Genomic DNA, 24,946 nt, shown 5'->3' with positions numbered 1-24,946 from the left:
GCTATTCCGGGAACAGGCCGAAGAGCCGAGACTCAATCCGACCAATGATTTCCTGTTGGTCTTCCTTGACGTTCACGAAGTCCAGTTCATCCACGTCAATGATGATCTTGGGCCCGAGGTCGTAGCGCGTGACCCAATCCTCGTAGTGCGTATTCAGGCGCTGCAGATACTCTATCCGGATGGTCGATTCAAACTCCCTGCCGCGCGACTGGATGTGGTCCACGAGCGTCGGGACCGATGCCTTCAGATACACGAGCAAATCCGGCGGCTTCAAGTAGGACGTCATGATCTTGAACAGCGCCACGTAATTCTCGTAATCGCGCGCCGGCATGAGACCCATCTCGTAGAGGTTGCGGGCAAAGATCTCCGCATCCTCATAGATGGACCGGTCCTGGACCACGCTGTGCGGCGCCTGCTCGATCTTCTGCTGGTGTTCGAACCGGCTCGACAGGAAAAACACCTGGAGGTTGAACGACCAGCGGAGCATGTCATCGTAGAAGTCCGTCAGGTACGGATTGTCGTCCACCCGCTCGAAATACGCCTCCCACTTGAAGTAATCGGACAATACGCGCGTCAGGGAGCTCTTTCCCGCCCCGATATTGCCGGCAATCGCCACGTACTTCTTCCCGATTTTCGTCATACTCCAAGGTAACGCCCCGGCCCTACCGGATTCAACGCCAATTTACGTCGGGTTCGGGCGGATCGCCGTATCTTGAAGGTTTGCGACTATCATCCATCGCCCGACCGACCATGTCCGACACCTCCTCGTCCGTGAGCGCCAACCGGGGCGCGTATGACCCGGCTGCCATCGAGCAGAAGTGGTACCGCTACTGGGAGGAGAACGACCTCTTCCGTACGAACGCCGACTCGGCCAAGCCGCCGCATGTCATCGTCATGCCGCCGCCGAACGTGACGGGTCGCCTGCACATGGGCCACGCCCTCCAGGACACCGTTCAGGATGCCCTGACGCGCATCCGCCGGATGCAGGGCTTTGAAGCGCTGTGGGTCCCCGGCATTGACCACGCAGGCATCGCCACCCAGAATGTGGTCGAAAAGACCCTCAAGAAGGACGAGGGCAAGAACCGCCACGACCTGGGCCGCGATGCATTCATCGACAAGGTCTGGGAGTGGAAGGAAGAATACGGAGGCATCATCCTGGACCAGAAGCGCCGCTTGGGCGATTCATGCGACTGGTCCAAGGAACGCTTCACGATGGACGACGGCTTTTCGCGCGCCGTGCAGGATGTGTTCGTGCGCCTGTACGAGCAGGGCCTCATTTACCGCGGCGAGTATCTTATAAACTGGTGTCCGGTCGACATGACGGCGCTGTCCGACGAGGAAGTCGACAACGTGGAGCGCAACGGGCATCTGTGGTATGTCCGGTATGATCTGGTTGATGCGCCAGGCTCCATCACGGTGGCCACCACGCGTCCGGAAACCATGCTCGGCGACACGGCCATCGCGGTCCACCCCGAGGACGACCGATACGCCGCGCTGGTCGGCAAGCACGTGCGCTTGCCGCTCACGGATCGCACCATCCCCATCATTGCAGATGAGTACGTGAAGAGTGATTTCGGGGCCGGTGCTCTGAAGATCACGCCCGGACATGACAAGAACGACTTTGAAATCGGGCAGCGGCACGGCCTGGAGGTCATTGGCGTCATCGGTCCGGATGGTCGCATGAACGATCACGCCGGGATCTATGAAGGCATGGACCGTTTCGATGCGCGCGAACGCATGGTCCAGGACCTCGAGGCGGCCGGCGTGCTGGAAAAAGTGGAGGAGTACAAGGCCACCGTGCCGGTATCCAGTCGGTCGAAAGCCATCATCGAGCCGCTTATTTCGCGGCAGTGGTTCGTCAAAATGGAGCCGCTGGCCAAGCCGGCCATCGAGGCCGTCCGCGACGGGCGGATTGTGTTCCATCCGAAGCGCTGGGAAAACGAGTATTTCCGCTGGCTCGAAAACATCCGGGATTGGACCATTTCCCGCCAGTTGTGGTGGGGCCATCGGATTCCGGTGTGGTACTACACCGACGCTGACGGTGAAGTCGATGAATCGCGGCCCTTCGTGGTCTCCATCGACCAGCCCGAGCCGGGCATGGTGCAGGATGAGGACGTACTCGATACGTGGTTCTCGTCCTGGCTCTGGCCGTTTGCGACCCTCGGTTGGCCCAACGAAACGCCCGACCTGAAGAAGTTCTACCCGGGCTCGGTGCTCGTGTCCGGCTACGACATCCTGTTCTTCTGGATTGCCCGGATGATCATGGCGGGCATGCACTTCATGGGCGACGTGCCGTTCCGGGACATCTTCATAACGGGGATGATCAAGGACAAGCAGGGCCGGTGGATGTCGAAGAGTCTCGGTAACGGGATCGATCCGCTCGACATGATTGAGCAGTACAGCGCCGATGCCGTCCGTTTCAGTTTGACCATCCTGTGCGCCCAGGGCCAGGACATCAAGCTGGATCCCACCAAATTCGAGATGGGCCGCAACTTCGCGAACAAGATCTGGAATGCTTTCAACGTGTTCGGACAGTTCATGGAGGAGGGCAAGGACTACCGCCGCACGCGTTCATTCGACGAGTTGGAACTGGTCGAAAAGTGGATGCTCACGCGTCTGGCCCGGACCATTGAGGGCGTGGACGAGGACTTGAAGCGCTACCGGCTGAACGAGGCCCTGAACCGGATTTACACGCTGTTCTGGGGCGATTATTGCGATTGGTATCTGGAGCTGATCAAACCGCAGTCGGGCGAAGCCATGCCGGAAGATCGGATTGCGCTGGCGGTGGATCTGTTCGAGACCATGCTGCAGCTGCTGCATCCGTTCATGCCGTTCATCACCGAAGAACTCTGGACGCACGTCCGGCCGCGCGAGGACGGGGATCTGTGTATGACCAGTACGTGGCCGACCGCCGACAAGACCTCGGTCGATGACGACGCGGCGGTCCGGTTTTCCACCATCCAGGACCTGGTTTCGGGCATCCGGAATATCCGGGCGCAGTACAACGTGCCGCCGTCCCAGGAAATTCCGGCCGTGTTGTCCGTGGAAGCCGGCATGGTGGATGCCATCCAGGACCATGCCGCCTATTTCCAGCGCCTGGCGCGGATAGGTACGCTCGAAGTCGGCACCGATGTCGAACGCCCGAAAGCGTCGGCATCCGCCGTCGTGGGCCGCAACCAGGCCTACGTGCCCCTCGCGGGTATGATCGACCTGGCCGTCGAGCGCGAACGCCTCCAGAAGGAAATCGACCAGAAGACCTCGTTCATGAACGGCGTCGAGCGCAAGCTGTCCAACGAGCAGTTCGTGTCGAAGGCCCCGGCCGATGTCGTGGCCCGCGAACGGACCAAGGCCGAAGACGCCCGCGCCGAAATCGTCCGGTTGCAGGCCTCGCTTTCTGAGCTCGAATAGGGGTCTCCAGGTGAACATACTCGGCATATCGTGCTGGTACCATGACTCGGCGGCGTGTCTGGTCCAGGACGGCCGATTGGTGGCCGCGGCGCAGGAAGAGCGGTTCACGCGGCGCAAGCACGATCCGGATTTTCCGAGGCACGCCATCCAGTATTGTCTCGCGGAAGCGGGCATTTCCGTCGCCGACCTGGACGCCGTGGCCTTCTACGACAAGCCCTTCCTGAAATTCGAGCGCTTGCTGGAAACCTATGTTTCCCATGCGCCAAGCGGCTTCCCGTCGTTCCTGAAAGCCATGCCACTCTGGCTGAAACAGAAGCTCTGGATTCCCGACCTCATCCGGAAGGAATTGGGCTACGAGGGTGAACTGTTCTACCCGGAGCACCATGAAAGCCACGCGGCGAGCGCGTTTTTCCCGTCGCCATTTGCGGAATCGGCCATCCTCACGACAGACGGGGTCGGGGAGTGGGCCACCACGTCGTTCGGCGTGGGTCGGGGCAGCACGCTAGAGCTTCTCGCCGAGCAACATTTCCCCCATTCTCTCGGGCTGCTCTACAGTGCATTCACCTACTTCTGCGGCTTCCGCGTCAACTCCGGCGAATACAAATTGATGGGCCTCGCGCCCTACGGCGAACCGCGCTATGTGGACCGCATCCGCGATCGGTTGATAGATTTGCGCGACGATGGCTCCTTCCGGCTCCACATGGATGCGTTCACCTTCTCGCGTGGCCTCACCATGACCGGGAAGGTGTTCGAAGAGATGTTCGATGGGCCGCGCCGGCAGGCAGAAGCGCTGCTCACACAACGGGAGAAGGATTTGGCACGCTCCATCCAGGTCGTCACGGAAGATGCCGTGCTCGCCATGGCCCGGCACGTCCACCGCGAAACCGGCCTGGAAAACCTGTGCATGGCGGGCGGCGTGGCGCTCAACTGTGTGGCCAACGGGCGGCTCTTGCGGGAAGGACCCTTCCGGCAGGTCTGGTTCCAACCCGCCTCGGGCGATGCCGGCGGGGCGCTCGGCGCGGCGCTGGCAGTGTGGCATATGGCCATGGGGAAAGAGCGGACGGTCACGTTTCCTGATGCGATGCAAAGCTCGCGGCTGGGCCCCGCGTTCAGCGCCCCGGAAATCCGGCAGGCGCTATCCGATGCGTCCATTCCGGACTCAGCCGTCGAAGAACTTTCGCCCGACGATTACGCCCGCGTCGCACAACTCCTGGCCCAGGGGTTGGTCGTGGGCTGGTTCCAGGGGCGTATGGAGTTCGGGCCGAGGGCGCTCGGCGGTCGTTCCATCCTGGCCGATCCGCGCGGCGAAGACACCCAACGGCGCGTCAACGTGAAGATCAAATTCAGGGAGAGCTTCCGGCCCTTCGCCCCGAGCGTCCTGGCCGAGCGAGCCGACGACTGGTTCGGTCTGGATGGGGAGGAGAGCCCCTACATGCTGCTCGTGGCCCCGGTCCGGCGGTCCGACATTCCCGCCGTCACCCATGTGGACGGATCCGCGCGCGTACAGACGGTGTCGAAGGACTCCGATCCCCGTTTCCACGCGCTCCTTTCGGCCTTCGAAGCCGAAACCGGCTGTCCCGTCCTGGTGAATACCAGCTTCAATGTGCGCGGCGAACCCATCGTCTGCACCCCGGCCGACGCCATTCGCTGTTTCCTCGACACGCACATGGACGTCCTCGTCCTCGAAAACATCCTGGTCGAAAAACGCCTCATTCCGGGCGCCGCCGCGGACATCAAAACCGCCGAAGAAATCGCCGCCGCCCACGGGCTGGACTGAACGACACGACGGGATAGGCTCAGCCTACCTTACCACAACCACTCTCAGCTTGCAGGCCCTCCACCTCTATAACAGCCTTTTAGTCTGTGTTTCCGCTGAACTCGAGTAGTTGGATAAATTCCCCAAGTGTCATGGCGGAAATCGCTTGCTTATGTAAGGCCTTACAGGCCTCCACGTCCGTCAATTGCCCAATCCGGGTCCGCAATTCCGGCGTGACCGAACCAAAACGAACCTCCAGGGCGTCCACAATGCTCTCCTTGGCAACCTCCAGCCTGCCCAACTCCTTGCCCTTTTTCAGGCCCAGTTCCTTTCCCTTCCGGATGCCAGAGCGCTCAATGGTAGTAATGTATGGCATTTTTCTGGTCCTCTCGGTTTCAATCAACGCTTGTTCGAACTGACGCGAAAGCTCTTCGGGAAGTTCGACGACCCAATCAATAAAACGAAACAGGCGGCGGACTTCAGCCCGGCCGTACCCTTTTTCATAAAGCTGGAACACGGCAGCAAGTTTCCATTGGCTTCGGGCGGGCAAATCCCGGGAGGTCGCCTGAACAGTCAAAAGTGCCTGAATCAACATTCCCATAGGGTTCTTGCTGGCTGACAATTCATCCCACCTGTCTCGCCAGTCGAGGAGCTTGACCACTGGGAATTCCATCCGAATGCCGCAGCCCCAGATTTCATCGTACCAAGAACTCGGCCTCCAAGAGGGATTGCCGTCTGCGAGGACAGCACAGCTGAATACCGGGCAGTCGTAGCGGTCCCGAATCCGGTAATGGTACGTGAACATTCGCTTGGAAAATGTCACGTCTTTTGAAGACTGGACTTCAATGTGAACGAGTACGAGGGCGCGATCTCCTTTCGTGCAATTGACCTCAACAAGCTTGTCCACGAAGCGCTTTCCATTGACATTGTCCGGCAACAGCTTTTGCAACTCCTTGTCGCGCCATACTACGGGCTGCGACCAATCGATGTCCCCGTGTGCCACGGGCCAGAATAATTCCATAAAGTCCTTGAAATACGCCTCTATGGCGTCTTTCCAGAATTCGTCCGATGCCACGTTCGCCTCTTCTCTCGTCTTGTTGTTACATCAGACACGGGGGCGGCCAAGACGCAACTCTTCCACTGGGCAACCGTTCGGCACACTGCACGTACGTCCTGCGGAATGCGCTCATTCTACTTTGTACGGGTATTACTGGTTGAGTCGGTCCACGGTGAGAAGATCCTTGGTAAGATTACTGCTGCTCGGCCTGCTCGGCCTTCTCGGCGCATCGGTCGGCTGTGGGGGCGAGTCCGAGTCCGGCCCGGCGCTCCGGGTGGATGACCTGGCGTATCAACGGCTGCCGGGCGATGCGCGCATCATCACCGGAAAAGTGGTGAACCTGAGCGGGACGCATCTTCCGGTTGTGCAGCTGCAGGTATCGCTTTTCGATGAGGACAACATCCGGACGCACGGCATGCACATTGTCGTGCACGACATTCCGGCGGATTCCTTCCGGGTGTTCCGGGAGGCGGTAGACCCCGACCTGAACGTGCACGGGGTGCGGATCCGGTCTTTTTTGGTGCCGTAACAAAGCCAAAATGGCAAATCCCGCGTTTTCAAACGTTCGTACAAGAGTGGAACCACGCTTGCACATAGCCCCCGAAGAGCGGATGGAGGAGTCCTACCGGATTCCCATCTTCGCGACGTTGCTCTTCATTGTCACCATGGCGGCCATCTATTACCTGGGCCGGCAGGTGGCGGGCTATTACGAGCCCGTCCTTGAGCGCGGTCGCGTGGAATTCGTCGACAGAACATGATACATTGGGGGGACCATCCACCAGATGTCCCATCCCATGCTCTCTCGCCGCCGATTCCTGGGCCGTACAGGCCAGGTCGCTACCGCCGGAATGGCCGTAGCCACGTTCAATCCCGCTTCCATCTCCGAATTCCTGGACACAGTATCGTCCTGGAGCGGCACGCCGCAGGAAATTGCCCGGGACGAGTCGTTCTGGCGTGAAGTCCAGCAGGCCTTCACGGTGGACCGGTCGCTGGTCAACCTGAACAACGGCGGGGTGAGCCCGGCGCCGGCCAGTGTTCAGGAAGCCATGAAACGGCACCTGGACTATTCGAACGAAGCGCCGGTCTACGGCATGTGGCAGATCCTGGAGCCCCAGAAGGAAGGGGTCCGGCAGCGTCTGGCGCGGCAGTTCAAGTGCGATTCCGAGGAAATCGCCATCACGCGGAACGCATCGGAAGGGCTGCAGATCTGTCAGCTCGGCATCGACCTGCAGGCGGGAGATGAAGTGCTCACGACGACGCACGACTACGGCCGCATGATCACGACGTTCAAGCAGCGGGAGCGCCGGGAAGGTATTGTGTTGAAGCAGTTTCCGCTGCCCATTCCCGCCGAGGATGACGACGAAGTCGTACGGCTGTTCGAGGAGAACATCACCCCGCGCACGAAGGTCATCCTGATGTGCCACATCGTGAACATCACGGGGCAGATCCTGCCGGTCAAGAAGGTCGTCCAGATGGCGCGCAAACGCGGCATTCCGGTGATCGTGGACGGCGCCCACTCGTTCGCCCACTGGGACTTCACGCACGAGGACCTGGATTGCGACTATTACGCCACGAGCCTCCACAAATGGCTGTTCGCGCCGCACGGCACGGGCATGCTCTATGTCCGCAAGGAAAAGATCAAGGATTTGTGGCCCATGATGGCCGCGCCCGAGACCATGGATGACAACATCCGGAAGTTCGAGGAAATCGGAACGCATCCGGCGGCGAACTTCATTGCCATCGGGGAAGCGCTGACCTTCCACCAGGGCATTGGCCCGGCGCGCAAGGAAGCGCGCCTGCGGTATCTGAGGGATTCCTGGGCCAATGTGCTGCTGGAGCATGACCGCGTCCGCCTGCATACCTCCCAGAAAACCCCGTATTCCTGCTGCATTGGCACCGTCCAGATTGAGGGGATCGATACGTCGGCCGTCGGGCGGTTCCTGTGGGGCGAACACCGCATTATTGCGACGCCCATCAAGCATGCCGAATTCGAAGGCCTGCGCGTGACCGCCAACGTCTATACGACGATGGAAGAGATTGAGCGGTTCAACGATGCCATGCTGTACCTGGCCAACAACGGCATGCCGGCCAAGTACGCATGAGTCAACGCTCGGATGTCGTCGTTATCGGCGGCGGTCTGGTGGGTCTGGCGACGGCGCTGGCGTTGTCCGAGCGGCATCCCGGGCGGTCGATAACCGTCCTGGAAAAGGAGCCGGCGGTGGGGATGCACCAGTCGGGGCGCAACTCGGGTGTGCTGCACAGTGGCATCTACTACAAGCCGGGATCCCTGAAGGCGCGGTTGTGTCGGGAGGGCCGCCGCGATCTTGTCGCTTTCTGTGATGCTCACGGCGTGGCCTACGATACGTGCGGAAAGGTGATCGTGGCTGTCGATGCGTCGGAAGTCGATGGGCTGCATGCGATTGCCGAGCGGGGGCGCGAGAATGGCATCCGGAACGAATTGATTGGCCCGGCGCGTCTGGCGGCGCTCGAGCCCGCCGCCACGGGGGTGGAAGCCATTCACGTTCCCGATGCGGGCATTGTGGATTACCCGGGCGTGTGCCGTGCGTTGGCCGGGCGATTGACCGATGCGGGGCATCGGATTGTGACGGGCGTGGAGGTAGTGGCCATGGATCGGTCCGGCGGCCGAACGCTGGTTCGGGCGGCAGTGCCAGGTTCAGGGTCAGGGAAGGGTGGGGCCGGAGACGCCCCGACCCTCTTCGAGGCCGGGCTCGTCGTGGCATGTGCCGGTCTCCACGCGGATCGCCTCGCCCGCCTCTCCGGCCTGGACCCCGGCATGCAGATCGTCCCGTTCCGGGGCGTCTATTACGAACTGACCCCTGCGGCCCGCACGCTGTGCCGGAACCTCATTTACCCCGTCCCGAATCCGGCCTACCCGTTCCTGGGCGTGCATCTGACGCGCATGATTGACGACCGCGTGGAGGTGGGCCCGAACGCCGTCCTCGCCACTGCCCGCGAGGGGTACGACCTGGCGACGTGGAGCGTCGAGGATTTGCGGGAGGCGGTGGGCTTTGCCGGATTCCGGCGGCTGGCGCGTGCCCACTGGCGCACCGGCCTGCAGGAAATGGCGCGTACGGTTTCCAAACGGCAGTACCTGAAAGCCGTGCGCCGCCTGGTGCCCGGCGTGAAGGCGCAGGATCTGTTGCCGTGCCGCTCGGGCATCCGCGCCCAGGCCCTGGACAAGGATGGCAACATGGTGGAGGATTTCGTGATCCTGGAGGCGGACGGCATGCTGCACGTGTGCAACGCACCGTCTCCGGCGGCCACGGCCTGCCTGGCCATCGGCCGGGAAATCGCCGACCGGGCCCACGCTCAATTCAGCTGACGGCGTTCTTCGCATCCATGCTGATTGGGCCGGCGCCAAAGTAGGAGATCAAGAGTGCACCGCCCGCCATGGACATGTCCTTGAGCATCATCATCATGGGCGTCGGATCGTCACCGCCGACCTGCGGAAGGAATACCAACAGGGACGTTGACATGAGGAAGGCAGCCAGAATGAGTCCTCCGATTTTCGCCTTGTAGCCGAGCAGGACGCTGAAGCCACCGGCGACCAACATGAGGCCCGTAAGGTAGACGAAGAACGCGGGAGCGGGCAGGAAGGACGGCACCATCATGCTCATTCCTTCGACGTCCATGAAGTGCATGAATCCGACCATGATGAAGATCATGGAGAACAGAATGCGACCGATGAGTGGGATGTATTGTTGCATTGGGGTTGTGATTGTGTGAACGTACGGTGTAGGTGTACGTCCCATGCCATTCGTTACGGCGGGACGCGCCGGAATAGAAAAAACTCGTCCATATGGACGTCTTTGCATTTGCGTGGCTCGTTCTGTATCCGGATACTGCGGTATGGCAAAACACAAAAAACCGGGATTAGCCCCCGGCACCCTGATCTACACGGGCCCAAAGCGCGAGGAGCCCATCGAGATCCACGTCTTCGACTACAACGAGGATACCTTCCTTGAGTCGGGTGAACTGACCGATGACGTCTTCGAGCGTTCCCAGTCTCCGGAGACCACGACGTGGGTGAACATATCCGGTATCCACGATGTGGATATCGTTCGACGCATAGGGGACGAGCTCGACCTGCACAAGTTAGTGATGGAGGACATTGTCCATCCCACACAGCGGCCCAAGCTGGAGCGGTATGATGACGATTCGCTCTATATCGTGGTCAAGATGCTGCACTACGATGCCGAAGAGGTGCTGCACCAGGAGCAGGTGTCCATCGTCCTGACCCGCACGCACGTTTACAGTTTCCAGGAGCAGCCCGGCGACGTTTTCGAGCCTGTACGCAACCGGTTGCGCGCCGGAAAGGGCATTATCCGGGCCATGGGACCCGACTACCTGGCGTATGCCCTGCTGGACACCATCGTGGACCACTACTTCTTCGTGATCGAGGTCATGGGGGAGGAAATCGATGATATCGAGGTGGAAGTCCTGGGCAACCCGACCCAGTCGACCGTTGCGCGGATAAACACCGCCAAGCGCGAGGTCATGACCATCCGGAAGTCCATCTGGCCGCTCCGGGAAGTGCTGAGCGCCATGTCCCGGGACGATTCGCAGCTCATCCAACCCCAGACGGAAGCCTATCTCCGGGATGTATATGACCATACCATCCAGGTGGTGGACATGCTGGAGACGTATCGGGACCTGCTCTCCGGACTGAACGACCTTTACCTGTCGTCCATCAGCCACAAGATGAACGAGATCATGAAGGTGCTGACCATCATGGGCAGCATCTTCATTCCGCTGACGTTCGTGGCGGGCATCTACGGGATGAACTTTGATGTCATGCCCGAACTGCACTGGAAGTATGGTTATTTTGCCGCGTGGGGAATCATGGTCTCCATCGGTGTGGTCCTTCTGTATTATTTCCGACGCAAGAAATGGCTTTGATGCCCCAACAAGCCCTCCGGTTGCTCAAATCGGCCCAGGATGCGGCCGGTACGGCGGCCGATTCCGCCGCCGCGCTCCCCGCGTCGCCCGACCCCATCGCCCAGGCGTTCGAGGGCGGCCTGCTGGATGCGAGCGCGTGGGTCTCCATCGGCCAGAAGGGCCTCGTGATCGCCGTCATCTTGATTGCAGCGTGGTTCATCATCAGTATTGCGGACAAGGCGACGCACCGGTGGTCCCTCCGGTTCGAGGACCTTCCGCTCATCCATCCGCGGCGCCAGCGGGCATTTACCATCAAAAGCCTGCTCCTTTCGACGGTCCGCTACATCGTCTGGCCGGTGGCCTTCATCACGGTGCTGAGTCAGCTGGAAGTGGATGTGGCTGCGCTTGTGGCGACGGCCGGTATTGCCGGTATTGCCATCGGTTTTGGCGCGCAGTCGTTGGTGAAGGATGTGATTTCCGGGGTGTTGCTGTTGTTTGACGATTCCATCCACGTGGGCGACGTCATCCGGATCGGGCAGGATGAGGGCGTGGTCGAGTACATCGGGGTTCGCCTCATCAAAGTGCGCCGGTTCAACGGTGAACTGCTCATGGTGCCTGCCGGCGAACTTCGCGTGTTCGGCAACCGCTCCATCGACTTCGCACGCGTCATCGTGAACGTGGGCCTGTCCTATGCCGATGACCATGAGCGGGTCATGCAGGTCATGGAGCGGGTGGCATTGGCATGGGCCGAAGAGCATCGGGATATCCTGAAAGAGGAAAATCCGCTGGTACAAGGCATTACCGACTTCGCCGAGAGCTCTGTGAACGTACGGGTCATTGTCATGGTCATTCCGGGCGAACAGTGGGAGGCCGAGCGCCAACTGCGCCGCGCCATCAAATCTGCCTTCGACGCCGACGGGATTGAAATCCCCTTCCCGCAGCGGACCATCCATGTTCAGGGCGGGGCGCCCAACGCGCCCTTCGGTTCGGACTGATTCCCGCCCGACAGCCACTCCAGCGCCCGGACAAACCGCTCGGGCAGGGGTGCTTCCACGGTCGTCCCGTCGGGGAGGGTCACGGATTGGGCGTGCAGCATGAGTCCAGACAGGCCGGGGCTGGCCCACAACGCGTTATGGTCCCGATCCCCGTACTTGCGATCGCCGATTATGGGGTGGTTCACGTGCTTGAGATGCCTGCGAAGCTGGTGCGTTCGCCCGGTCTCCGGATATAACTTCAAATATGTATAGCGAGCACTATCATATCTTCCAGCAGGTACTTTAATATCATATAGCGTCACGGGCTCTACGTTGGTAATGGCCTCGCGGCGGGGGGCATCTGCCGGTCCACCGTCCCGGACCGATACCCGTGTCAATGGATAGTCAATACGCACCGGCTCATGGACCCAGCCCCGAACGAGCGCGACGTACGTCCGGTGCAACCGCCGCTCGGCCAGAAGCCGAGACAGATCGGCGGTCGTCTCCGGGTCAAACGCCAGTATGAGCGTCCCCGATGTGGGCTTGTCCAGCCGGTGCACGGGATACACGTGTCGCCCCGTCATATCCCGCACCGTCTGCACCAGGAACGTTGTTTCGTCCTTGTCCCGGGCCGTCCGGTGCACGAGCATGCCCGCCGGCTTGTCGACGACGACGAGGTGTTCGGTCTGGTACAGGATGGAAGGCATCGGCCAGAAGGCTGTTGGGCATGTGGAGGGCCTCTCGAACGGGGGTCTTACGAGGCGCAGACAAGGAAGGGCGACGACGCGATGCTACTGTATCGTGGAGGAGCCATGACGCAGTATCCGCCCGTAACCCCCTCGTTCCCTTCGGGTTCGGGCGGCATGACATCATCCAAATGTTATGCCGCTCCGAACGAGAGGTCCTCCACATGCCCAACAGCCTTCTAATACGCCGCGCATCAGAAATCTTTCCGCAGGAATGCGTGGCGGGCCAGCCAGGTGGGCAGGATGAGCCAGAACGAGAGGGCGGTCGCGGCCACGGCGTATCCCATGCCATCTTCGAAGAATCGGGTGAACACGGCGCCGGTGTAGCCCATCATGGCGGCGGCATCGAACACCTGCAGCAGGACCAGGCGGATGATGTCGACGGGGTTCATGAGCATTACCACGATCATGGCCTTCTCGATGGGCCAGTGGTCCAGCAGCACGACGCTCAGCATGATGGCGCCGTCGAACAGCACGGCGTAGGCCAGCCACAGGAACAGCGCGAGGCCAATGCCGCGGATGCGATCCGTCTGCCGGATGGAGACGGCTACGGCGACCGAAATGCAGGTCAACGTGAGCACGGATCCGAGTCCGAGCAGCGCGAACAACCGCGAGCCCTGCACCGGGTCGAGTCCGCCGTGCCAGGCGAACGGAAGGAATATCCCGAGGACGAACGACAGCGTCATGGGCACGCCTATTCCCGCCAGCAGGCCGGCAAACAGGTCGCGGCGACGCACCGGTTGGGTCAGCAGCAGCTCCACGAATTCGCGGGCGTTGTACTGGTGGATGACCCCGAACACGAGACTGATGAGGGGGACCAGCAGCAGGACCACATTGATGAGGCTGACAAGGGCCTTGTCGGAGAAGCCGGAGGCCAGCAGCAGCCCTTCGGTCAGCAACAGGAACAGCAGGAAGTGCAGGATGAGCCAGCGGCTGCGGAGTGCATCGCCGACCTGGAAGCGGAAGATGGTTTGGACGGTGTTCATGCGGCTTCTCCCTCCAGGATGCGGGCAATGGCGCGTTCGAGCCGGGGTTGGCCGGTGCGGGCGCGCAAATCCGACAACGATCCGTCGAAGCGGACGCGTCCGTCCAAAAGGAAGACAATGCGATCGCAGAGCTCTTCGAGGTCGGCCATGACATGCGACGTCAGGAGCACGGTGGCCCCGCGTTCGCGGACCGCGAGGATGTGGTCCTTCAGGGCCGCGCTGGACACGGGGTCCAGACCGGCCGTAGGCTCGTCCAGGATATAGATGGGCGGCGTGTACATGAACGCGAGGACCGCCGATACTTTCTGCCGCGTTCCGCCCGACAGGGTCCGGAAGGGCTTGTCCATTTCGCCGGAAAGCCCGAGGGTGCGGATGAGCGAGGTATCGATGGGTGTCTTCGGGTCACGCAGGCGGCGGACGAGTGCAATCATGTCGCGCGCCGACATCCCGTCGGGGAAACGGGCACTTTGCGGCATGTATCCGATGAGTCGGCGGTAGTCGCCGTCCGACCCGGCTGGCAGGCCTCCGACTTCCAGGACACCGGCATCCGGGTGGACGAGCCCCAGCAGGCTCTTGATGAGCGTCGTTTTCCCGGCGCCGTTCGGACCGACGATGGCGGTGGTTTCACCCGCACCGAACGTGAGGTCAATGCCCGCCAGCACCTGGTTCGTGCCGAAGGATTTCATGAGCCCGCTGATGGAGATGGGCGGCGTATCGTGTGGAAGGAGTTTCATCTTGTTGTTGGTAGCACCATGCGCGGACGGTGGTCGGCCAGGTCAACGGGCGTGAGCACCGGGAGCAGGCTTTCGGCCGTGTTGAGCAGATCCACGAGGACGCTGCGGTACAGGTAGAGCATGGCCTCGTGTCGCTCGGCGAGTACGGAAAAGAGCGAAACGGGCCGGAAGGGGACGTCGCCGAAGCCGTCGCGGTCCAGGTCGTAGCCCGTGTAGCGGTCCCAGTAATTGGCCGTGAAGCGACTGGTGGACGAGCGGCTGTTCGTGGCGATGTCGAAGGTATTACCGGCAAAGACGTTGTCTTCAAAGGTGTTGCCGATGGAGCTCGCCATCATCTTGATGGCCCAACCGTTTTCGAGGAACTGGTTGCCGTGGAAATCCATGGCATCGGTCGATTCCATGAGGATGCCCACGGAATTGCCCTGGAACGTGTTGCCCAGGATTTCGCCCCGCCGGATTTCCTTGAGCAGGAGGCCGTAGGCCGATGATCCCCAGGCCCGCTGGAACGTGTTGTCCCGCATGGACAACCCGTCGGCGTACATGACCGCCACACCGGCCCTGTTGTCCGAGAACGAATTGCGGTCGTAGCTGCAGCGGTCCGAGAACATGAAATGCAATCCGTACCGCAGGTTGTGGTCCGAGCGGTTGCCGGCCACCTCCGAATCGTTCGTGAACTCGAGGTAGATGCCGTCCCGGAATCCGGTAATGACATTATCTACGATATGCAGCCGGTTGCTGTACCACGAATGGATGGCGTTGCCGCCTGTGGTTTCGCGCTCGAAATTGGCGCTCAGCGTGTTGCCCGACACCGTGCAGTCGGCCGCCCGGGCCATGTACACGCCGAAAAACACATCGCTGAAGGTATTGTCGGCTATCCGGCAGCGCGATGCATCCTGCACGCGGATGGCCGCCCGGTCTTCCATGAACGTCCGACCGACGCCGGACAGGTCCAGCCCCTGGATGGTCACGTCGTCGCTCAGGATCACGATCAACTCGTGCGATCCGTCGCCTTTCAGCCGGGCTCCCGGCTCGCCCACGAGTACGACCGGCTTCCGGATGTGGAGCGTGGTCTCGGTCCAGGTCCCGGCGGGAATGCGGAGCGTATCGTAGGGCGCGGCGCGTTCCAGGCGCTCGGCGAGCGATTGGGCCGGGGCGGGCATGGCCGGCGCGGCGGCGAAGGCCAGCGCCACGAAGAGCATCACCCGTACAAACATGATTACATACCCGACGGTCTCGTTCCGAGTGATGCGTGGCTCACGCGGCGCATGGACAACCAGGTGTGCACGTCCGCGTCGGGATCGATGTCCGGGACGGTTTCCTGCGCCGAGGCCACCGATGCGAACGCGGCCCATCCCCCGCCCATGGGCGAGCGGAGTCGTTCGTGCTGCACGAAGACGGCCTCGGTGACGTTCACCAGCTGGCCGGGCTCGGCGGCGTCGGACACCCAGACGGAATGCACGTCGGTTTCATCCTGGACCTGTTCGGCCAGGTAGCGGGACAGGCATTCGATGGAGTCGAATTTGTATACCCGTCCGGTTTTCATGACGATCTGCGAGGCGAACCGGGCATCGTCAATGGTCATCCGGCAGTAGGCACCCTCGTCCTGGCCGAGATGGAAGGGCTCGGGTTCCGGCGTGCAGCCGGCCACGAGGAGCAGGGGCAGGGCCAGGGCGCCGAGGGCCGCACCGGCGGACGGTTTGGCGCTGAATTTCCGGCGGCGCTTCGGCCGATCGAGCCCCCACGCCACCATGCCAAGCCCCAATGCAGCGAAGGCCGCCCAACCGCCCACTCCCGGCCAGGAGTGGGCTTTGAAGTTGAGCAGTTGCTTCGATCCAATGAGGGGCGGCTGGTAGGACATGCCGGGCACCACGATGGCGGCCGTCGACGTGTCCAGGTTGTGCCCGTAGTCGTACTCCCACAACCAGAAATCCACCAGGCCGACCAGCGACAGCAGGCCGAACAGCACGACCCAGGTCGTGAGCCAGCGCCGCCGCCCCAGGAGCGCGACGCCGAAGGCGCCGGCAATCAGGAAGGCAATGGCCCACGGCATGATCTTGAGCTCCGGAATGGCATCCGGTTCAATCCGCTGCATGCCGATGTAGTGGTTCAGGTTGTTGATGTTCTGCAGGTCGAACTCGTTCACTCCCCGGACATCCGACAGCATGATCCTGAGGCCGAGGCCTTCGGGGTACTGCGGTGCTTCGAGCGTAATCCTCCACAGGGGGAAGAAATACATGGTGATGAGCATGAGGCCTGCGAGGGCCGTCAGGAGTCGACTGCGGGTGGTCATGACTCAGCCTCCGGTGTGGAATGAAATCGGGACGTTGGAGCCGGCGTCCGATACGCGGATGTAGCCCTGCATCTCCTGGTGGAGCGCCGAGCAGAAGTCCGTGCAGTAGAACGGATAGACGCCCACGGCGGTCGGTTTCCAGACCAGCGTGCGGGTGTCGCCCGGCATGATGAGCAGTTCGCTGGCGTTGGCGCCGAGCATGGCGAATCCGTGCGGCACATCCCAGTCCTGTTCCAGGTTGGTGACGTGGAAGTACACCGTATCGCCCACGCGGATGCCCTCGATGTTGTCCGGCGCAAAGTGGCTCCGGATGGAAGTCATGTAGACGTGCACGTCGGTGCCTTCACGGACCACCCGGGCGTCGGCCTCGGAGAGTGTCGCGTACGGGTGCTCGTTTTCTTCAAGGCGATAGATCTTGATCTGATCCGGCGTCACGAGGTCCGCCGCAATGGCCTGCGCGTAGTGCGGCTCGCCCATGGTCGGGAAGTCCAGGAGCATCTTCATCTTGTCGCCGGAGATGTCAATGAGCTGCGCCGAGTGGGCCAGTTCCGGTCCGGTCGGGAGGTAGCGGTCCTTCGTGATCTTGTTCAGCGCGACCAGGTATTTTCCGGCCGGCTGGCGGCTGTCACCGCCCGGAATCATGAGGTGGCCCACCGAATAATAGACCGGAATGCGGTCCACGACGGTGAACGTCTCGATGTCCCACTTCACGATTTCCGAGGACAGGAAGGCCGTGGTGTAGGCCGAGCCGCGGCCGTCGAACTGGGTGTGGAGCGGGCCGAGGCCGGCATTCTCAACTTCCCCGGCAATGATCGCATCGTACTTCAGCACGGGGATGCCATCGGCCATGCCTTCGAATTCCTTGTCCTCGATGGCCTTGAGCATCTTCGTGAAGGAGTGCACAGGAAGCACGGTGGCCAGCTTGCCACCGCCCACAATGAATTCACCCGTGGGATCCACGTCCACGCCGTGGGGCGACTTGGGCGTCGGCAGAAAGTAGACCAGGCCGTCGCAGTCGGCGGGCTGCAGCATCTTGCTGCCGGAGAGCGTCGTGGTGGTGGCTATACCCTGGTGCGGCTTCACGTTGCGCAGGTAGGTCACATCCCATTCCTCGAAGTTGCCCGCCTCGACGCACTCTTCGGCGCGCTTCCAGTTCACGGCGGCAATGAAATCCTTGTCGCGCTGGCTGGCGTTGACTTCCTTGAGCGTATTGGCCTGCTCTACGTTGTAGGTGGACAGGAAGGCCCAGCCGTGCGAGGGACCCGTACCGGCGGTGGACAGGTCGTAGTCATAGCCGGGCACCATGATCTGGAAGGCGACTTCCATTTCGCCGGGACGGTCGGCCCGTACGAACGAAATCGTGCCCTTGAACTGCTCCTTGTACTCGGAAATCGAAATGTCCCGCTGCGGGATAGGCACGCTGAAGCGCGTGGCGGCCACCACGTATTCCGAGTTCTCGGTGATGAAAGGCGAGGCGTGGTTGCCCGCGGAGAGCGGAATCTCCACGATCTCAGCCGTTTCAAAAGATTTCAGGTCGATGCGCGCAATTCGCGGCGTGTTGTTGCCGTTGATGAACAGCCACCGTCCGTCCGGCACGCCGTTCGTCTGGCTGAGCTGCGGATGATGCGAATCGTCCCACGGAACGAATCCGTACGAGGTGTTCAGCATGGCTTTGGTTTCCTCGTCGTATCCCCAGCCATTTTCGGCGTGCTGGGAAAACACGGGGATGGTCTTCAGCAGCCGCCCCGAGGGCAGGCCCATGACGGTGACCTGGCCGGAGAATCCGCCGGACATGAAGGAGTAGAATTCGTCGTAGCTGCCCGGGGGCACATAGACGGCCTGGGCGGCGTCCGCGTGGCCGGATTGGTCGGTGGCGGTACGGCACGACGTGGCCAGGGCTCCAATGAGCAGGGTGGCGGCCACGCCGACGATGATTCGATTGATGGAGATGCGTTTCATGGCGCTTCTGATGGGTTGGTTATTGCGTCCGGAGGTATTCGAGCACGGCGCGTGCATCGTCTTCGCTCAGGCTTTGATTGGGCATGGGTGTGAGGTATTCGGCGAATACCTTCTTGGCCGTGGGATGCGCCGTGATCATCTCCTGGGGATTCAGGATCATGTTCATGACGTAGGCCGGCGACCGGGTCTCGGTGATGTCGCCCAGTGGAGGACCCACATAGCGACCCTCCATCTTGTGGCACGACGTGCACTTCATTTTGAAGATGTCCGCGCCCCGCTCGGCCAGGGCGGCGTCAATGGGGCCGAGATCGAACGGAGCAATCGGCCCGAGACCGTGCTCAAGTTGGACGGCGGTCAGGCCGGATTCGGCGGTGGGTGCGCTGCCGTCGGCGCTGCTGTCAGAGCCACCTTCGGATCCGCAGGCGCCGAGGAGGAGGACGGCGAGCAGGAGCGGGAGGGCCATGATGGGGTGAAGTATCTTCTTCATGGAGTAAAGAGTATTTAGTCCGAAATAGGAGGATGGAAATGGGTTCATCAGTGCGGGGTCAGGCGGAATCCGGCGGCTTTGGTCTTCGCGGCGAGCGTCTGGAGGCTGGTTTCCTCAAGCATCTTGCAGAACCGGTTCCGGACTTCGGCCCAGGAGGCATGCATGGGGCAGGGCGCCTGGTGGCCGCATCCGGGCAGACCGAGTACACACGATTCAAGTACTTTCCGGCCGTCGATGGCCACGACAATGTCATTGAGCAGGATCTTGTCTGCAGAATGGGCCAGCCGTACGCCGCCGCTCGGTCCGCGCAAGGACACCAGCAGTTCCTTGGCTACCAGCTGCTGCAGGATCTTGGCCAGGAACGTGTGCGACACGTCCAGCGATGCGCTGATTTCACGCACCGGGACGAATCCATCTTCCGGTTGCTGGGCCAGATGGATCATGGCGCGGAGTCCGTATTGGCAGGCGTTGGACAGCATGGTTATAATAGATAAGCGACTCTGTTGTCCGTAATATACAACAGGATCGAATGCCGGCAACCGGACTTCACCGTTTTACGGACTCTTCACACTACAATCAGCGAACCCGCCAGCCGTACTGGGGACCGTTGTGGAAGAAGTCCATGGGGGCCACGATGCCGTCGTGCTTGAACACCAGTCCGTCCTTCATGACGAACGTCACGTTGCGCAGCGCATCGATGTCCTCCAGCGGATTACCCGGGACGGCAATGATGTCTGCCGCGAAGCCTTCGCGGATGGGACCCCGCTCATCTTCCAGTTCGCTGATTTCGTAGCCGTTGGTGGTCATGATCTTCAGGATGTCGGCGTCCGGGATGCCCGCGGCTTTCCAGGTCTCCAGGAATTCAATGGTCAATTCGCCGCGGTGCAGGCCCGGGATGAAATAATCCGCATCGGTCGAAAACGCGAGCTTGACGCCCTGATCGAAGGCGTCCCGCAGCATGGCCGTACGGCGTTCCCAGCGCGCATCGCTTACCCGGGACCAATCGGCTTTCGGGGTCTCCGTACCCACACGCCACACGCCCTTGGCCGCCATCATCGCATGGATTTCCGGATCCATGGCGTTGTCGTGGTCGATGGACCAGAGACCGGCCTCTATGGCACGCAGGGCGCCTTCCCGGGTCTGGACATGCCCGGACACCTTCTGACCGGCATTGGCGGCCTCGCTCACGAACAGTTTCAGCTGCTCCGTGGTGTACGGATAGGCCTGGCAGTCCACGCAGACTTTGATGACCTTGGCGCCGTAATGGATGTTGCGACGGATGGCCTTGACGATCTCGTCATCCGTGTCGGCATTCAGGTACTCGGGGTAGACGGTGTCCTCGCGCTCCGGAATCTCGTAGAACTGGCCACCGAAGGCCCCGATGATGATGCCCGAGTTGATGATGGTCGGCCCGGGGACCCATCCCTGGGCGATGGCCTGACGGAGGGCGGTGTCGGCGTAGAGGCCGTTGTTGCCGAGGTCGCGGACAATGGTGAAGCCGGATGAGAGCTTCTGGAACCCGGTCGAAAACGCCTGGATGGCCCGGATGGGCGTCGAATCCATGAGCGTCGTGAAGTAATAGTTGTTGCTCTCCGGATCCTCCTTGTAGGTGATGGCCAGATGATCGTGCGCATCGACCAGGCCACCGAGTACATAGTGGTCACTCAGGTCAATGATGTCCGCGCCTTCCGGGATTTCCACGTCGGATCCGATGGCCACGATGGTCCCGCGGCCGCGGGCATTGTTCCGTTCAATCAGGATGATCTGGTCCGGCGTGGCCGTGCCGCTGGCGGTGTCCACCAGGTGCCCGGCGCGAATGGCGGTCACCTGCAGGTCCTGGGCCGTGGACACGGGGACGCACAGGATGGCCATGAGAACGAGCCAGAGTGCGGAGCGGAGGGAAGTCAAGGGTTTCATGACACATGTACCGGTGAGTGGGTGGATACAAGGGCTCTGCCTGAGTATAGATAATCGTAGGGCAAAGGACTACGGCCGGCCTACAATTCGGATTACAGCCCATGAGGACGGGCATGATTAGTGTTCCGATGGACACCAATATGGAGCCAGAAGGCCATGCGCCGTTCTCTTCGTTCCTTCCGCCTTTCATTCCTGATCCTGCCCCTTCTGTTGGCTGCAACACCCGTCCAGGGTCAAGTATCGGTCGCAGATTCACTGGCGCTGGTCGCCATATACAATGCCACGGACGGCCCGAACTGGCAATCCAACCCCGGCTGGCTTTCCGGACCGGTTTCGTCGTGGGGCTTCCTTGCGGTGGAGAACAACCGGGTCACGGGCCTGGGACTCTCGCAGTTGGGGCTGAAAGGGACGTTGCCGACGGAAATCGGCAATCTGACCGAACTGCGCTTGCTCAGTCTGGCCTTCAATCAGTTGAGCGGGCCCCTGCCGGCGAGCATGGGCAACCTGACCAAACTGGAAACCCTGAACCTGGAACGGAACACCTTCACGGGAAACATCCCCGAGTCGTTTGGAAACCTGGTCGCGCTCAAGGAACTGGTGTTCTGGGGGAATCAGCTGACCGGACTGCCGTCCACTATCGGCAACCTGAAACAACTCACCATCCTGAACGGGTTCGAGAATCAACTGACCGCGCTGCCGGAAGGGATAGGCGGACTCAGCGCGCTGCGCCTCATGTCGCTGTCCAGCAACAACCTGCAAGGCAGCATCCCCGCATCCATCGGCTCCATCACGACGCTGCTTGAGCTGGATCTGTCCTGGAATGAAAACCTGTCGGGGCCCATTCCGGCCACCATCAACAACCTGTGGCAACTGCAGAAACTGTATCTGTACGACACGGCCATCACGGGCCCGTTACCGGCCCAGTGGGGCGGAATGGTGTCCCTGGAGCGCCTTTGGGTATTCCAGGCCGATCTGACAGGGAGCATTCCCGGCTCCATCGGGGACATGCCCATGCTGGGGAGCCTGAATCTGTCCAACAACCGGTTGAGCGGACCGCTTCCGGCGGGACTCGGCAACACCCCGGCTACGGAAATCTATCTGTTCAACAACGAATTGACGGGTGAACTTCCCCCGGAAATCGGGAACGCGTCCAACCTGGTCACCCTGCAGCTGAACAACAACCACTTGACGGGCGCAGTGCCGGAATCCATGACGACCATGCCGGCGCTGCGGGGGTTGTCCATCAAGGAGAACAACATCGAGGACCTGCCCGACTTCCGGGGCCTCCCCTCGGGCTTCCTGGCCCTCGACGTGGCGGGAAACCGGCTGCATTTCGATGACCTGCAGAACAACCTCGGATTGACGTTCGTGAGCTATGCCCCGCAGCAGTCGTTCGACGTGCTGGCGCTGGATCAGGGCACCGTCTGGGCGCTTGGATGCCCGGTTGGCGGCACGAACAATACGTACCAGTGGTTCTTCGAGAACCGGACGGCCGCATCGGGCAACAGCCAGGATGCCGCGTTCCCGGTCCAGAAGCCGGTGACGGAGCGGTACTATTGCGAGGCCAAGAACCAGGACTTCATTGATCTCATCCTGACGTCCAATCTGTGGCCGGAAGAACAGTCGGGGACGGAGGCGCCGGTTGCGGCCTTCACGGCATCGCCTGAGGGTGGTCCGGCGCCACTCCTGGTGACCTTCAATGCCAGCACCAGCTCCGATCCGGACGGTGGGGACATCCAGGCGTGGTCCTGGACCTTTGGCGACGGGCAGGGTGCCAGCGGGGTCACGACAACGCATACCTATACGTCGGCCGGGTCGTACACCGTGACGCTGACAGTGACGGATGACGAAGGCGAGACCGGCACCGCATCGTCCATGATTACGGTTACCGAGCCGTCCTCCAATCAGATGCCGACGGCCGTGATCACGGTGAATACCTCCAGCGGTCCCGCACCGCTGACGGTTACGTTCGATGGATCGGGATCGAGCGACCCCGAAGGCTCACCGCTGGAGTATGCGTGGGATTTCGGAGACGGATCGGATATCGAAGTCGGCGTCCAGGTGTCGCACACCTATACAACCCCAGGCGTGTATACATCACTCCTGTTGGTCCTCGATCCCGAGGGGGGTGCGTCTTTGGCTGAGAAACTTATTACGGTTACCGAGCCGGGTGGCGACCCGACTTCTGCCGAGCTCCTGCTGCACTTGCCGTTCGACGGCACCATCGGGTTCCCCGGCTACAATGAAACGAACTGGTCGTCCTGGGCGCCGGACCGCTTCGGAAATCCGCAGTCGGCCATCCAGTTGTCCGAGTCGGCCGTGCTCGTGTTGCCGTTCCTGACCGACGGTACGCCGCGCACCGCGGTGAGCGTGGGAGCGTGGATTGAGCTGGGCGAGAATACGCGGGATGCATCGCTGATTTTCCGGCTGGCCGATGCGCAAGGCGAAACGACGCTCGGGCTGTGGGGCCCCAGCGACGTGGAGGGCATAATCAATGAGATCAGCGGCACGGCGGCCTCGTCGTCGTACACGCAGGCCAAAGCCGGCATCCTGGCGAAGGAGGATGGGTGGTTCCACTACATGGTGACCTACGATGGGACCCGGCAGACCGTGTACATGAATGGATACCCGGTGCTCGTTGGCCATCCGATGCCGGTCGGGGAGTTCACCATTCCGCAAAACAATGGTTTTCTCCGGTTCGGCCAGCAGCTCAGCGGGATGGACGTCCGGGTGGATGATTTTCGGCTGTACGGCGGCGCGTTGACCGCCGACGAAGTCCGCGCGATTGCCCGCCGGCATCTGGTATTCCTGGAGGGCTCCACGCGCGATGCGTCGGCCGGAGAGGTTTATGAGGCATCGAATGGTGGATTCCTGTTCGGGACCAACGGCTACCTGGACCGGGCCAAGGCCCAGTTGATGGAGTTGCCCTCGGGCGAACCGGTCGGATTCCTGAGCGCCATCCGGTACTGGTTGGGGTACAGCCACACGGATGCGTATTCGCAGGACGTATCGGTCGCCGTATGGTCCGGTACCGCAGCGTCGGGGCCGGTTGACCTGTTGTACGCATCCCCCGTATTCAACATGGTCACCGTCGAGAACGAACAATGGGAATACCAGGACCCGACCGTGGTCGGGGGCGTCCCCATGACCTTCGTCCTGCCGGACGTGGAAGTGGATCGGACCTTCTTCGTGAGCATCCATTTCGAGGATTACGGCGCGCCCTATGAACGATACGCCCTCGTGGGCGGCCCGCCCCTCGGGCAGCGTGTGGACAGTGCGTGGGAGATGGACGTGAACGCAAACTGGTTCAATGTGTCCGATGCGTGGTTCGGGGGTTCGGACGGTGCGGTCATGTGGATTGATGTGGTGGAACTGACCGGCTCTGGGGGCGCCACCGCGACCGAACCGGAGGTGGTACCGACCGCGACCCGGCTGCTCGCGGCCTATCCGAACCCGTTCAATCCGCAGACCCTCATCCCATTCGAACTGGCCGAGCCGGCCGCGGTCCGGCTCACCGTCCATGACCTGTTGGGCCGGGAAGTGGCCGTGCTGGTGGACGGTCGGTTGCCCTCCGGACGGCACGAAGTCCGTTTCGACGCCTCCGGTCGTGCCAGTGGCATGTACCTGATTCGTCTGACTGCGGACGGACAGATGCGCGCAGAGACGCGTACACGCTCCATCGTTCTGCTCCGCTGACAGCAACCTTTCAAGGGCTTACATTGTCTTCCGATTG

21 protein-coding genes are annotated in these 24,946 nt (G+C 61.6%); 9 read left to right on the top strand and 12 right to left on the bottom strand.

Annotation, left to right across the window (positions count from 1 at the left end; all coding sequences use genetic code 11):
• Position 1: 1 nt before the first annotated feature.
• Positions 2 to 640 carry a deoxynucleoside kinase gene (locus RIE53_10155; protein ID MEQ9105051.1) on the bottom strand — a complete coding sequence of 213 codons (639 nt, stop codon included), beginning with the start codon at positions 638 to 640 and terminating at the stop codon, positions 2 to 4.
• 110 nt (positions 641 to 750) lie between these two features.
• Here RIE53_10155 and RIE53_10150 point away from each other — a divergent pair, with 110 nt between their 5' ends.
• Together RIE53_10150 and RIE53_10145 are read left to right on the top strand one after the other, a co-directional pair.
• Entirely contained in the window at positions 751 to 3,408 is a 2,658-nt protein-coding gene (locus RIE53_10150) for a valine--tRNA ligase (GenBank protein MEQ9105050.1), read from the top strand.
• A gap of 10 nt (positions 3,409 to 3,418) precedes the next feature.
• Positions 3,419 to 5,185 carry a carbamoyltransferase gene (locus RIE53_10145; GenBank protein ID MEQ9105049.1) on the top strand — a complete coding sequence of 589 codons (1,767 nt, stop codon included), beginning with the start codon at positions 3,419 to 3,421 and terminating at the stop codon, positions 5,183 to 5,185.
• 79 nt (positions 5,186 to 5,264) lie between these two features.
• Here RIE53_10145 and RIE53_10140 read toward each other — a convergent pair whose 3' ends face one another.
• Positions 5,265 to 6,239 (bottom strand): hypothetical protein, encoded by a 975-nt coding sequence (locus RIE53_10140; protein MEQ9105048.1) that lies wholly within the window; start codon positions 6,237 to 6,239, stop codon positions 5,265 to 5,267.
• A gap of 166 nt (positions 6,240 to 6,405) precedes the next feature.
• Here RIE53_10140 and RIE53_10135 point away from each other — a divergent pair, with 166 nt between their 5' ends.
• From RIE53_10135 to lhgO, 4 genes are read left to right on the top strand one after another with little or no spacing between them, the layout of a single operon-like run.
• Positions 6,406 to 6,750: a hypothetical protein gene (locus RIE53_10135; GenBank protein ID MEQ9105047.1), complete on the top strand. Its 345-nt coding sequence runs from the start codon at positions 6,406 to 6,408 to the stop codon at positions 6,748 to 6,750.
• A gap of 58 nt (positions 6,751 to 6,808) precedes the next feature.
• Positions 6,809 to 6,979 (top strand): hypothetical protein, encoded by a 171-nt coding sequence (locus tag RIE53_10130; GenBank protein ID MEQ9105046.1) that lies wholly within the window; start codon positions 6,809 to 6,811, stop codon positions 6,977 to 6,979.
• A gap of 36 nt (positions 6,980 to 7,015) precedes the next feature.
• Positions 7,016 to 8,323 (top strand): aminotransferase class V-fold PLP-dependent enzyme, encoded by a 1,308-nt coding sequence (locus tag RIE53_10125; protein MEQ9105045.1) that lies wholly within the window; start codon positions 7,016 to 7,018, stop codon positions 8,321 to 8,323.
• Entirely contained in the window at positions 8,320 to 9,564 is a 1,245-nt protein-coding gene (lhgO, locus tag RIE53_10120) for an L-2-hydroxyglutarate oxidase (GenBank protein ID MEQ9105044.1), read from the top strand. The genes RIE53_10125 and lhgO overlap by 4 nt, the downstream gene beginning before the upstream one ends.
• Here the strand turns inward: lhgO and RIE53_10115 are convergent.
• On the bottom strand, positions 9,557 to 9,949 hold the full coding sequence (locus RIE53_10115) for a DoxX family protein (GenBank protein ID MEQ9105043.1): 393 nt from the start codon (positions 9,947 to 9,949) through the stop codon (positions 9,557 to 9,559). The genes lhgO and RIE53_10115 overlap by 8 nt on opposite strands.
• Positions 9,950 to 10,091: 142 nt before the next feature.
• On the opposite strand from RIE53_10115, the gene corA reads away from it, so the two are divergent.
• Together corA and RIE53_10105 are read left to right on the top strand one after the other, a co-directional pair.
• Positions 10,092 to 11,141: a magnesium/cobalt transporter CorA gene (corA, locus tag RIE53_10110; protein MEQ9105042.1), complete on the top strand. Its 1,050-nt coding sequence runs from the start codon at positions 10,092 to 10,094 to the stop codon at positions 11,139 to 11,141.
• Complete coding sequence (locus RIE53_10105; protein MEQ9105041.1) at positions 11,141 to 12,115, top strand: mechanosensitive ion channel family protein; 975 nt, start codon at positions 11,141 to 11,143, stop codon at positions 12,113 to 12,115. The genes corA and RIE53_10105 overlap by 1 nt, the downstream gene beginning before the upstream one ends.
• Here RIE53_10105 and RIE53_10100 read toward each other — a convergent pair.
• The 9 genes from RIE53_10100 to RIE53_10060 all read right to left on the bottom strand — a co-directional run bounded on the left by RIE53_10100 (position 12,076) and on the right by RIE53_10060 (position 21,213).
• A complete protein-coding gene (locus RIE53_10100; protein MEQ9105040.1) occupies positions 12,076 to 12,801 on the bottom strand; it encodes a pseudouridine synthase in 726 nt (241 codons plus the stop codon). The two genes, RIE53_10105 and RIE53_10100, sit on opposite strands and share 40 nt — an antisense overlap.
• Before the next feature lie 233 nt (positions 12,802 to 13,034).
• The gene (locus tag RIE53_10095) at positions 13,035 to 13,826 is read right to left on the bottom strand and encodes a hypothetical protein (protein ID MEQ9105039.1); all 792 of its coding nucleotides are present in this window, start codon (positions 13,824 to 13,826) and stop codon (positions 13,035 to 13,037) included.
• A complete protein-coding gene (locus RIE53_10090) occupies positions 13,823 to 14,560 on the bottom strand; it encodes an ABC transporter ATP-binding protein (protein ID MEQ9105038.1) in 738 nt (245 codons plus the stop codon). The genes RIE53_10095 and RIE53_10090 overlap by 4 nt, the downstream gene beginning before the upstream one ends.
• Complete coding sequence (nosD, locus tag RIE53_10085; GenBank protein ID MEQ9105037.1) at positions 14,557 to 15,774, bottom strand: nitrous oxide reductase family maturation protein NosD; 1,218 nt, start codon at positions 15,772 to 15,774, stop codon at positions 14,557 to 14,559. The genes RIE53_10090 and nosD overlap by 4 nt, the downstream gene beginning before the upstream one ends.
• Positions 15,775 to 15,776: 2 nt before the next feature.
• Positions 15,777 to 16,850: a nitrous oxide reductase accessory protein NosL gene (locus tag RIE53_10080; GenBank protein ID MEQ9105036.1), complete on the bottom strand. Its 1,074-nt coding sequence runs from the start codon at positions 16,848 to 16,850 to the stop codon at positions 15,777 to 15,779.
• Between the two features lie 3 nt (positions 16,851 to 16,853).
• A complete protein-coding gene (gene nosZ / locus RIE53_10075) occupies positions 16,854 to 18,809 on the bottom strand; it encodes a Sec-dependent nitrous-oxide reductase (protein ID MEQ9105035.1) in 1,956 nt (651 codons plus the stop codon).
• A gap of 19 nt (positions 18,810 to 18,828) precedes the next feature.
• Positions 18,829 to 19,296, bottom strand: a complete 468-nt coding sequence (locus tag RIE53_10070; GenBank protein ID MEQ9105034.1) for a cytochrome c — start codon at positions 19,294 to 19,296, stop codon at positions 18,829 to 18,831.
• Positions 19,297 to 19,343: 47 nt separating this feature from the next.
• Entirely contained in the window at positions 19,344 to 19,775 is a 432-nt protein-coding gene (locus tag RIE53_10065; protein MEQ9105033.1) for an Rrf2 family transcriptional regulator, read from the bottom strand.
• A 97-nt stretch (positions 19,776 to 19,872) separates the two neighbouring features.
• On the bottom strand, positions 19,873 to 21,213 hold the full coding sequence (locus RIE53_10060) for an amidohydrolase family protein (protein MEQ9105032.1): 1,341 nt from the start codon (positions 21,211 to 21,213) through the stop codon (positions 19,873 to 19,875).
• A 156-nt stretch (positions 21,214 to 21,369) separates the two neighbouring features.
• On the opposite strand from RIE53_10060, the gene RIE53_10055 reads away from it, so the two are divergent.
• Positions 21,370 to 24,909, top strand: a complete 3,540-nt coding sequence (locus tag RIE53_10055) for a PKD domain-containing protein (protein ID MEQ9105031.1) — start codon at positions 21,370 to 21,372, stop codon at positions 24,907 to 24,909.
• The last annotated feature ends 37 nt before the right edge of the window (positions 24,910 to 24,946 follow it).

It is taken from the genome of Rhodothermales bacterium, assembly GCA_040221055.1.
Taxonomy (GTDB): Bacteria; Bacteroidota; Rhodothermia; order Rhodothermales; family UBA10348; genus 1-14-0-65-60-17.
Note: the sequence above shows the minus strand (reverse complement) of the source record. Positions and strands in the feature narration are given on the sequence as shown.